We start from the raw sequence: 11,624 nt of genomic DNA, 5'->3' as shown, positions 1-11,624 counted from the left end.
GTCTAATTATCTGCAACAAGGTTAACAATATTAATCTATTTCTTTTTATTATTTATGATATCAAAGTCACTTTTTTTAAGAACTTGTAAAATTTAATTTATCAAGTTTAATGGTTATGTCATACTAGTTATATTCAATTAAAGTTATATAGGTAAAATAATGGCAAATAAAAGTGAGCAGATTTATCAGGAAATATTATTGCAGATCAAAAGTGGAATTTTAGATTGTAATAGTACCCTTCCGTCTTCATCTGATTTAAGCTCAATATATAAGACTTCCCGGCCAACGATCAGTAAAGTATTTTCAAGATTAAAAACAGAAGGTTATATTGAAGGTAAACAAGGCGGTAAGTTTTATGTTAGACACCCTAAAGATCAACAAGTAAGCAAATATATTTTTGGAATATTGGCTCCTCGTTTAGAACAAGATGAAAGTAGAATGATTCTTGACAGTTTATATTCTGAGATAGCAAGTTTAGCCAATAATTATCAGTTTTCTCTTTTATGGGCAGGGATGCTGACCAAAAGTCAGGATATACAATCTATTTTAAATGACGTAGAAAGAGTCATCATTAATTATACAAAAAATAATATTAACGGAATATTTTTCACACCTTTAGAGTTTCACCCTTACGCGAATATCATAAATAAAAGAATAATGGATTATCTGGCACTCTACAATATTCCTTGTATATTGTTAGAGAGAGACTATTGTGTTTTCCCTTTTCGAGGTAAAGCTGACTTAGTTAGTATTGATAACATTGCTGCAGGTTACGTTGTCACAAATTATTTTATTGAAAAGAAAAATACTCGAATAGCATTTGTATCAAAAAGTGATTCAGCTAATACCGTTGCTTTAAGAACAATTGGGTATAAACAAGCACTATATGATGCAGGAATTACAAAAATTAACGATTGGATAATTCAAGTGCCACAAATTGATGAAAAAGTAATTAATCAATTGGCAAAATTGAACATTAAACATGTAGTTTGTGGTAATGACTTTACGGCAATGCAATTAATCTCATTGAATCAAAGAATAAATCCAAAACAAAAATTATTTACGATTAGCTTTGATGATGCTGATTATGCAGGTCATCTATCTACCCCACTGTCTACTTATAAACAACCGTTAGCAAGTATAGCTTTGACTGCGGTAGAAACTTTAATTCAAAGGATAAATAATCCAACCTTACCAATTCGTACTATATACGTAAATGGTGAATTAGTTATCCGTGCATCAAGTGGAGCATAATATAGAACTCATTATTCAGTCGATAAAATACAGCCAACAAAATTAATATATATTTATATAATATTCAAATATATAATATTGTATATATAATTACTAAACATAATTAGAAAAGGAAATCTTAATGAATAAATTTTATAACATATATAATGTATTAATGATTGGCTTAATCAGTTTAATTTTAAGTGGATGTCAACAAGCAATCAATTCAAAAGCCGCAAATGATAGAGGAATAGGAACACAATGGGGAGATGGGGTCGAATCTCATGTTCGTGAAGTTAAATTAGATCGCATTAATAACACACCAATAGACGTTGCGGTAATTCATTATTCTAAGAAAGTATTTGTGCATGGAAAAAAAGTTCAAGAACTCATGCTCAATGGCGATGTGGGTATGTCAATAATTGATGATAACAATAATAAATGGTCGCTTTTCAAACAGGATGATGAAATCAATATGCTTGGTGAAGAAGGTAAAAGTTATCAACTTTATTATGTTAATTATTCAAGAAATACTTATGAAATTGTAGCAACTGTTGATGGATTAGATGTAATCAACGGAAAAGCTGGTTCATTGAACAATAATGGTTATATTTTAAGACCATATAGTACGCTATCAATTAAAGGGTTTCGAAAAAATGATAGTGAAGTAGCCTCATTTACATTTTCACAAGCATCTAAAGCTTATGCAAATCATACCGATGAAGGTTCAGCGAACAATATTGGGGTGATTGGTACAGCAATTTTCCAATTGGAAAGTGGTAATCAATATAAGAAATCACCGAATTCTAACGCTTTCCCTGCCGATAGTTATAATAGCAAATATGCTAAACCACCAAGATACTAAGTTTAATCGAGTAAATTATAATTAATAAACTATTCCGCCAATAATCATTGGTGGAATAGAGAAATCAAAAACTAAATTTTCAAAAATAACTCTCTACTCTTAAAAGGTTTTGAACCTATATAAGGTTTTAAAGCCATTCGAGTAAAACGTTTAGCAGCTTTAAGCGTATCTATAGTTAGAAACTCTCTTTTACCCAAAGCTAACACCTGTTCGCCGGTGAAACTGGTACTATTTTGTAGCAAACTACTAATAAAACCTTTTTCTGATTGATATTGATAATGCATGGTTTCAACAATATCATCGCCCGTTGCACTGCAATGAAAAAAATCAACGTGATAACCTAAATTCTCAAGTAATGCCAATTCAAATGTACGCAATACATTTTCAGCTGAAATTTGTTGTGCCAATTGTTGTAAGCTTATCAAATAATCATCAAATAGCGTATTAGTTTCGGTTTCAGCTAATAGGACTCGATCTAATAGTTCATTTAAATAAAAAGCGCTGTACAGAAAAACTGATACAAGTGGTAATGTCAGAGATATTGCTTCAACCTGGCGCAAATTCTTAATTTCCCCTTGACCTGAATACTGAACGATTAATGGCGTAAAAGGTTGTAAAATTCCCTTCAATACTGATTTTTTACGTCTAGCTCCTTTAGCTAGAATAGTTACTTTTCCTACATTCTCAACAAATAAGTCAACTAATAAGCTACTTTCGCTATAGGTACGAGTATGAAGAACAAATGCTCTTTGCCAATTTTCCATCAATGATATCCGTCAATAAAAACGCTTGTTTTTTTATTCAAAAAAAGAGAGTGATTAAAAATTGTATGATTTAGGCAATTTTAATCTGAAATTTTGTTAAAAATCCGATATAATCAATAGTTAATTATAGGATAATAACAAAAGAGTAACTATGGAACTATTTTCAACAATATTACTTCTGGTATTAATTGTATCACTTTCTGGTGTTGTTATAAAAATGTTGCCGATCCAAATTCCTTTGCCATTAATGCAAATATTATTGGGTTGCCTTTTAGCTGCTTTGGGTGTGTATTTGAAATTTGATCCAGAACTCTTTCTCGTTTTATTTATACCTCCCTTACTGTTTGCTGATGGTCGAAAAACTTCGGTGAAAGATTTTGTCTACAATTTTAGAGAAATTGTCGGATTAGCACTGGTATTAGTCGTAATTTCTATTATTGCGCTAGGATATCTACTTTATTGGATGCTTCCAAATGTTGAATTACCAGCAGCTTTAGCATTAGCAGCAGTTCTATCTCCTACCGATGCCGTTGCTCTTAGTGGAATTGTCGGTAAAGGAAGAATTGAAAAAGAAAAAATGGAAATCATTGAAGGTGAAGCATTAATGAATGATGCTTCTGGCCTTGTTTCATTAAAATTTGCCATCGCTATAGCTGCAGGTGCTTTGCAATTTAACCTACTACAGATCAGTATTTCATTTTTTGTTGTTGCCGTTGGTGGACTTGCGGTTGGGGTTTTATTCACTTGGTTATATGCACGTATCTTACGTAAGATAAACCAACTGACTCATAATGATCCCGCTATTCAAATAGTATTACTATTCTTACTACCATTTGCGGCTTATATCATAGCTGAAGAATGTCATTGTTCTGGAATTCTAGCTGCTGTTAGTGCAGGTATGACAGTAAACCAATCTGGTATGATGCGAAATGCACCATTAACTGCTCGCCTACAATCTGATAGCACATGGTCAATGTTAACCTTCGTATTTAATGGTTTTGTATTCCTTTTATTAGGTATTCAATTACCAAGTATCTTATCAACTACCTTTACTGAAAATCAGACCGATGCTTCAATTGAATTATGGCAATTATGTTTGATTGTTTTATTTGTTTTCGTAGTCTTAATGGGTACTAGATTCGCATGGTTATGGGCGATGAAACATATGCCAACAATGCCTTTCGGCACAAAACGCCCATTAGCATTCAGAGCCTATACCAATCGTGATCTTTGGATTTCCACCTTTGCTGGTGTCCGTGGGGCAATTACTTTAGCTGGTGTATTATCAATTCCAATGACTATCGGTGGTCGTTACCAATTAGTATTTATTGCTGCAGGGATTATATTAGTATCATTAATTTCAGCTGTAATCATATTACCTATCCTATTACGTGGTAGTGTTATTTTGGACAATTCCGAACAAGATAATGAGATTTTAACTGTTAAAGGACAAATGGCAGAAGAAGCTATCGTTAGCCTAGAAAAAATGCAAACTAGTCTTTTACAAGAAACCTCAGAAGAAGGTTTAGATCAAGAGATTATTCATGAAGTCGGATCGCGGGTAATAGGTTCATTAAGACGTAGAACAGGACTTAAAGATTTAGAACAAAAAGCACTTGAGGCTGAAAATCTAGAAAGACGTATGCGTTTGGTGGCAATTGGTGCTGAACGTACAGCATTACTTCAAATGAAAATTCGCAATGAAGTGAGTGAAGAAACGTATGAACATCTGAATACAGATTTAGATATTTATGAGAAGATGATTTCTGGAGATGCATAAATGATTGGCAACAAACACCAATTACTTGGCAAAATTCATTCTCAATTTGTCGATAAAGCACCACAAGTGTTAGGTTTAACTTTACGCTGTATACCTTTCGACTTGAAAAAACGAACGATTGAACAATTATTGCAATTACAATTCAAAAATTCGCTGGAAGATGGTGATCTTGATTTTTTAGAAAATCGTTGGCTTAAAATACAAGTAACAGATCTGCAATTAGTTTGGTTTGTGAGCTTAATTGATAACAAACTAGTTGTGAGTCGTGAAGAAATTCCTGATGTCAGCTTTATTGGTAATGCTAACGATTTGATTATGATTGCGACTAGAAGACAAGATCCTGACACACTATTTTTCCAACGTCGACTAATTGTTGAAGGTGATACAGAATTAGGTCTTTATGTAAAAAACCTAATGGATTCAATTGAAATAGAAGCTATGCCAAAGTTTTTAAGAATAACACTGGAAAAATTAGCAGATATTATTGAAAGTGCACCTAAAGACTGAATCACACTAAAAGGGAATAATAAATTCCCTTTTTTATTAACTGATATTATTTAAATAGCAATTATTTTAAGTAGATAGTAGTTATTTTTATTGAAAAATTGGTATTTATTAAATTAATATGCATATTAACGATGGATCATTACCTCGTTAATTATTCTCTACCTGCCCCATCTCTTACCGTTAAAACAATGTTAGCTTTGCATAAATATAATGGAGAGAACCAATTATGAGTAATCTAACAAAAGCAATATTATTTTTTATTTCCTTTATCATCGCTATGCCAGGGTTTTGCACTGATTTTTACAATAGAAATGAAGGTGATTATATTATCAATAACTTTCGATTTAATGATGGTAATACAATCAAAAAATTAAAAATCCATTATGTCACACTTGGAAATCCTAAAGGCAAACCAGTCTTAATTTTACACGGCACAACTGGTGATGGTAATTCTATGCTTAATGATAGTTTCGGGCATGCATTATTTGATAAAGGAAAACCGTTAGACGCTGAAAAATTTTTTATTATATTACCTGATGCAATTGGTACGGGAAAATCATCAAAACCTTCTGACGAACTAAAAGGAAATTTTCCTCATTATGATTATGGTGACATGGTTAATGCTCAATACCAACTATTGAAAAATGGATTAGGCATAAATCACCTTGAACTTATTATTGGTAACTCAATGGGGGGCATGAACACCTGGTTATGGATAACTAAATATCCCGAATATATGACAGCTGCAATTCCAATGGCAGCAACCCCTGCCCCAATGTCTAGTCGAAATTGGATTATGAGAAAAATGCTTATCAATTCAATTAAGGAAGATCCTGATTGGAACAATGGTTTTTATACTAAACAACCGGAGAAATTTCAAACTGTTTATAATTATTATGACATAGCAACTAACGGTGGCGATATTGCTTGGCAAAATAAAGCCTATAATACGACAAAAACGGAAGAAATATTATCAGACAAGTTAAAAGAACGTGTTAGCATGGATACTAATGACTTTTTATATCAATGGGATGCCGCAAGAAACTTTGATCCAACACAAGATTTAACTAAGATTAAGGCGTTTATTTTAGTTATTAACTCAGAAGATGATGAAAGAAATCCGCCAAATACTGGTGTGATGCAAAAAGCATTGAAAGATATTGTAGCAGCCAAATATTATCTTATCCCAGCCAGTGACAAAACCAGTGGTCATGGCACTACAATGAATGCAAACCTTTGGATTGAGGAATTAAAAATATTTTTAAAAGAACTCGAAACCTATTACTAAATTAAAACATCGATTAAAAGTGAATATATCCCTATATTCACTTTTAATATTCTGATTAGAATTGCAAAGATAATATAACTCTTTAAAAACAGAGATAATAAAGTAACAATATAAATTTCATCACGTTTTAACTATATCAAATAAGTCTTATACAACTCCTTTTGCTGTAGATAATTTTAAATAAAATATAATCTGATGTTACTCAAGTTACAGTTATCAGCCATAATGGCGTATAAAATCATATAGCGACTAATTAGCTAAAATGAACTTAAAAAATCTCTAGTAATCAATATGTTTTATCTTTTTTTTCTATATTTCTTAAGTTTATACACTTCGACTTTAGGAGCCATCGCTTTTTTAATTGCTCTAGCTTCCTCTAATTTTATTCGCTCAAGTTCATTACGCTTTTTTTTCTCTTCTGCTAATAATTTATTTTTAGCTTCTTTACACTCTTGAATTACCGATATTGCTGATAGAAAAAATATACCAAGAAAGAAAATGATAAAAATACTTAAAAAAATATTATCTAACGGTGTTTCGTTGCCCGTTCCTCTACTAGAATGGAAAGTATGAAAAGAATAAAACCGAGGAACATATGTTCTATAATGAGCAACGCCATAAGCATTTTGGATAACAGTAATAAAAAAGACCAACATTAAGATAATTTTTGTTTTCATTATTTACACTTTTAACTGATAAACTTGTTGTCATTACCCTGAATTTTTTCTATTTGTCGATTTCTATCACATTCCCATTGTTCAGGTGGATACATAAATTACCGCATGGTATACCTTTTTACAGTTTTTAGCATAACAATTTGCGGTAAACACGAAACAAATAGCTAAAACAAGGATAATTTTTTTGTGAAATCCATTTCGAAACACCAATACTAAAATAATAATTTGTTTTATATTCCATGTAAGCTAGCTTAAAAGCATAATCATCAACAGAAAGCTGATAATATCACTCTTTTTCTAGATAACAAATTAATAAGAATTAAAGTGAAATAGTTATTTTAATTCTGATAACATTGGTAAGCTTAATAGCATACAATATAGCTAAAAAGTTGTTTTTATAAATTAATTTAATTGTAACAATAAGTTAAACAAAAAATCAAGGTGACTAATATGGCACTCTCAAGAGCTGAGATTAACAAACGTAGTAATGAAAAACGTGGTATAAAAAATAAGCTCATTAACAATTTATTTGACATCTCCTCCCTTCATAAAATATGACAACATCAAGTTTGTGACGGTGTAACATGCATATTTAAGATTAACTGAAAAAAATATTATTAATTAAATTTAACAGATTAATTATTCGAAATAAATTTACTATAAAATCTTTTCTATCAATAGGATAACTAGCAAAATAATTCTTGTAATTGCTCATAAAGTCAGTTTAATTATTACCTTGATTTTTCATTAATGATTAATTATTAAAATTTGATTATTGTTACATCATTGTATTATTCATAAATAAAATTAACTAAATAATGATATAATCACTTGAAATTAAAATGAAAACTTAAGAGCAAAATAACGGAATGAAAAACGATCAAATACAGCCTACTTTTTACTTCCACGATTACGAAACTTTTGGCATCAACCCCGCTTTAGATCGTCCGGCACAATTTGCTGGCATTAGAACAGATAGTGATTTTAATATTATTGAAGACCCCCTAGTCATTTATTGTCAAATAGCGCAAGACTATTTACCCAATCCTGAAGCAGTTCTTATCACTGGTATTACACCACAAAAAACAAATCAAAGTGGCTTATGTGAAGCTGAATTCACCAAATTAATCCATCAAGAATTTAACCGACCAAATACTTGTATCTTAGGTTATAACAATATCCGCTTTGATGATGAAGTGACTCGCAATATTTTGTATCGTAATTTTTATGATCCTTACTCTTATAGTTGGCGTAATGGTAATTCACGGTGGGATCTACTTGATGTCGTTAGAGCATGTTATGCATTAAGACCTGAAGGTATTAACTGGCCAACAAATGACGCTGGTTTACCGAGTTTTCGTTTAGAAGATTTAACTAAAGCAAATAATATTGCCCACGAGCATGCCCATGATGCAATGTCAGATGTTTATGCTACTATTGCTATGGCAAAACTTATCAAACAAGCCCAACCAAAGTTATTCAATTATTTCTTTAAATTACGGAATAAAAACAGAGTTGCCGAGCTTATTGACGTTGTAAATATGACACCTATTGTTCACGTATCAGGAATGTTAGGTAGCCATAGAGGCAATATGTCATTAGTCTGCCCTATTGCATGGCATCCAACGCAAAATAATGCAGTTATAGTCTGTGATCTAGCTGGAGATATTGATTCAATTATTGATTTACCTGTCGAGACTATTCAGGAAAAACTTTACACCAAAACAGCCGATCTAGAGTTAGATGAACAGCGTATTCCATTAAAACTGATTCATATAAATAAATGTCCAATTATTGCGCCATTAAGCACATTATTAGCTGATAACGCAAAGCGTTTTAATTTAGATAAACAACAATGTTTGATTAATCAACAAAAACTACTACAAAACCAAAATAAATTACAGGATAAAATGCGTGAGCTATTTAGTATCAATAATGATTATCCAGTTAACAGTGATGTTGATGCACAAATTTATGGTGGATTTTTAAATGGTCAAGATCTTTTACGTTGTGAAACAATAAGAACTACGCCAATTCATTTATTAGAAACTTTATCAATCACTTTTGATGATCCACGATTAACCACATTATTCTTTCGCTACAAAGCGAGAAATTATCCACAAACATTAACCGAACAAGAACAGCGTATTTGGCAAGATCACTGTCGAGATAAACTCAATACCATTGAGATACAAAATTATTTACAATCACTTGAACAACTAGCAGAAATTTATATACAGAAACCGGAAAAGCTTACTTTATTAAAACAGCTTTACCAATATTGTCATTATTTAGTTGGATAATTAAATTACAGGGGCGTATTATATATTTCTAGTTTTAGCTCTCCGCCCTTTCTAAACGACGGGCATACCGTCAATATTTAATTTTAAGACAATTAGTGTATAAACTATGAAACATTTTTTAGCCAAACATGCAACAATTAAGCATCGACTTTATTCTTTATATTACACACTATTTAGTTATGGTCGTGGATTAATTATTTTAACTCTATGTTTATGGGCAGGTAACATTGTTTCGGCAATCTTACCAATCATGATCCCTGGTAGTATTATTGGTCTATTAATCTTGTTTTTTTTATTAGCTTTTCAACTTATACCAACGCGTTGGATCAAAAACAGTTGTAACCTCTTTATGCGCTATATGACTGTGCTATTTATTCCTGCAGCTATGGGAATCATGGATAATTATTCACTGCTTTTAGCTAATTGGCTGCCGATTATCTTTGCCAGTGTTGGCGGTTCAATCATTGTCTTATTCTTAACGGCATATCTTACTGAAAATTTGCATAGATCAACAATAAAATCGTCTGAAGATAAGGAGAAACAATCATGATATGGATGCTACCATTAACTGTTTTAGTTTTTCTAATTATTCGTAAAATTTCCTTTAAAATCAAAAATCCATTATTTAATCCACTAGTGATTTCGGTTATTGTTTTAATTCCAATATTATTAATCACACAGACTAGTTATATTGAATATGTAAAAAATGTAAAAATTATTAATGATTTACTACCTTATTCAGTTGTTGCTTTGGCTTACCCTTTGTATGAATTAATCCCACAAATCAAAGCCCGTTGGAAATCCATCATGATAATCACCTTTACAGCTTCAATTGCTTCTATGGTGACGGGAGTATGTATTGCATTCTGGTTAGGAGGTAGTGATGAAATTGCCGCTTCGGTACTACCTAAATCAGTTACTACTGCCATAGCGGTAACTATCGCAGAAAATCAAGGAGGTGTTCCATCTATTGCCGCATTATGTGTAATACTAGTCGGAACTTTAGGTGGAATTTTTGCTCATCAATTATTAAATTGGGCTAAAATAAAAACAGCTTCCGCCAGAGGTTTATCAATCGGTGCTGTATCACATGCTGTTGGTACTGCACGCTGTATTGAAGTAGATTATAATGAAGGAGCTTACAGCTCTTTATCACTAGTATTATGTGGTATTATGACCTCATTGACAGCACCATTTTTATTTCCAATAATGGTTTTTATTTTTGATTGGTTTTAGCATGATATTAAAAAAATTTATTGCTTATTTAATTACCTTTCTACTGTTTTTAATATCGGTAATAATTAGTCTCGACTATTGGATAAGCTATAAAACAGCACCTTACATTTATCATGATGAAAATAAGCTCCCCTATCGAACAATTGGTGTAGTATTAGGTACATCTAAATATGTAAAAGGTGGTGGAATTAACGGTTTTTATCGCAATCGTATCGATGGTGCCATAGATCTATATTGGCAAGGAAAAGTCGATTATCTATTAGTAAGTGGTGATAATGCGCATTTAAATTATAATGAGCCAATCACGATGCAAAAGGATCTGATTAAAGCAGGTATCCCTAAAGAATCGATTGTATTAGATTATGCTGGTTTTAGAACCTTCGATTCAGTTGTTCGGGCTAATAAAGTTTTCAATGCTGATGATTTTACTATTATTACGCAAGAGTTCCATTGCGAACGAGCGATTTTTATTGCCCTTGCGCAAGATATTCAAGCACAGTGTTTTGCCGTTCCAGCACCAAAAAGTATGAAGTTAGTTCGCATAAGAGAAATGCTAGCTCGTGTTAGTGCCTTTATTGATCTATATATAATGAATCAAAAACCTAAATATCTTGGACCTATCATCCCTATCATAAATAATGATGAATAAATTAAGCTAAAATCTGTAAAAAATTTTGAGGAAAGGGGTTTTTTAAGCTATTAATACATACAAATTCGTTAAATTATTAATTAGAATTACATTTATATATTTCTTTTCTATCAATAATAATATCAGTATAGTAAATATTTTTAATTACATCTAATTGATTTAATATAATATTATCCAATAATAAAAATTGAAAATTATATTTTTTTGCTTAAAAATTAACTCATAAAGTATTTGTCTAATATTTTAGATTGCATTTTTATGCAAAAAAAAGTAATATTTAGTCAATTAAAATTTGAACAATTTATCTAATACTAATGAATAT

11 protein-coding genes are annotated in these 11,624 nt (G+C 31.3%); 9 read left to right on the top strand and 2 right to left on the bottom strand.

Going from position 1 to position 11,624, the window contains the following annotated elements:
• Positions 1–159 precede the first annotated feature (159 nt).
• Together B6C84_RS11250 and B6C84_RS11245 are read left to right on the top strand one after the other, a co-directional pair.
• Positions 160–1,254 carry a GntR family transcriptional regulator gene (locus tag B6C84_RS11250; protein ID WP_086319818.1) on the top strand — a complete coding sequence of 365 codons (1,095 nt, stop codon included), beginning with the start codon at positions 160–162 and terminating at the stop codon, positions 1,252–1,254.
• Between the two features lie 121 nt (positions 1,255–1,375).
• Positions 1,376–2,098 carry a hypothetical protein gene (locus B6C84_RS11245; protein WP_065612952.1) on the top strand — a complete coding sequence of 241 codons (723 nt, stop codon included), beginning with the start codon at positions 1,376–1,378 and terminating at the stop codon, positions 2,096–2,098.
• A gap of 71 nt (positions 2,099–2,169) precedes the next feature.
• On the opposite strand, the gene recO is transcribed toward B6C84_RS11245, so the two are convergent.
• Complete coding sequence (gene recO / locus B6C84_RS11240) at positions 2,170–2,862, bottom strand: DNA repair protein RecO (RefSeq protein ID WP_065612951.1); 693 nt, start codon at positions 2,860–2,862, stop codon at positions 2,170–2,172.
• A gap of 151 nt (positions 2,863–3,013) precedes the next feature.
• Here recO and B6C84_RS11235 point away from each other — a divergent pair, with 151 nt between their 5' ends.
• The 3 genes from B6C84_RS11235 to B6C84_RS11225 all read left to right on the top strand — a co-directional run bounded on the left by B6C84_RS11235 (position 3,014) and on the right by B6C84_RS11225 (position 6,437).
• Positions 3,014–4,642, top strand: a complete 1,629-nt coding sequence (locus B6C84_RS11235) for a Na+/H+ antiporter (protein WP_086319819.1) — start codon at positions 3,014–3,016, stop codon at positions 4,640–4,642.
• Positions 4,643–5,149 carry a ubiquinone anaerobic biosynthesis accessory factor UbiT gene (gene ubiT, locus B6C84_RS11230; protein WP_065578763.1) on the top strand — a complete coding sequence of 169 codons (507 nt, stop codon included), beginning with the start codon at positions 4,643–4,645 and terminating at the stop codon, positions 5,147–5,149.
• A gap of 226 nt (positions 5,150–5,375) precedes the next feature.
• Complete coding sequence (locus tag B6C84_RS11225; RefSeq protein ID WP_086354165.1) at positions 5,376–6,437, top strand: alpha/beta fold hydrolase; 1,062 nt, start codon at positions 5,376–5,378, stop codon at positions 6,435–6,437.
• Positions 6,438–6,733: 296 nt separating this feature from the next.
• On the opposite strand, the gene B6C84_RS11220 is transcribed toward B6C84_RS11225, so the two are convergent.
• Positions 6,734–7,114 (bottom strand): hypothetical protein, encoded by a 381-nt coding sequence (locus B6C84_RS11220; protein WP_086354164.1) that lies wholly within the window; start codon positions 7,112–7,114, stop codon positions 6,734–6,736.
• A gap of 869 nt (positions 7,115–7,983) precedes the next feature.
• On the opposite strand from B6C84_RS11220, the gene sbcB reads away from it, so the two are divergent.
• The 4 genes from sbcB to B6C84_RS11200 all read left to right on the top strand — a co-directional run bounded on the left by sbcB (position 7,984) and on the right by B6C84_RS11200 (position 11,302).
• Positions 7,984–9,417: an exodeoxyribonuclease I gene (sbcB, locus tag B6C84_RS11215; RefSeq protein ID WP_086354163.1), complete on the top strand. Its 1,434-nt coding sequence runs from the start codon at positions 7,984–7,986 to the stop codon at positions 9,415–9,417.
• Positions 9,418–9,523: 106 nt separating this feature from the next.
• A complete protein-coding gene (locus B6C84_RS11210; RefSeq protein WP_086354162.1) occupies positions 9,524–9,967 on the top strand; it encodes a CidA/LrgA family protein in 444 nt (147 codons plus the stop codon).
• Positions 9,964–10,653, top strand: a complete 690-nt coding sequence (locus B6C84_RS11205) for a CidB/LrgB family autolysis modulator (protein ID WP_065578767.1) — start codon at positions 9,964–9,966, stop codon at positions 10,651–10,653. The genes B6C84_RS11210 and B6C84_RS11205 overlap by 4 nt, the downstream gene beginning before the upstream one ends.
• 1 nt (position 10,654) lies before the next feature.
• A complete protein-coding gene (locus tag B6C84_RS11200; protein ID WP_065578768.1) occupies positions 10,655–11,302 on the top strand; it encodes a SanA/YdcF family protein in 648 nt (215 codons plus the stop codon).
• Positions 11,303–11,624 lie beyond the last annotated feature (322 nt).

Origin of the sequence: Gilliamella apis (assembly GCF_002142155.1) — a bacterium.
In the GTDB taxonomy this organism is placed as follows: domain Bacteria; phylum Pseudomonadota; class Gammaproteobacteria; order Enterobacterales; family Orbaceae; genus Gilliamella; species Gilliamella apis.
This window is presented reverse-complemented; position numbering and strand designations above follow the sequence as displayed.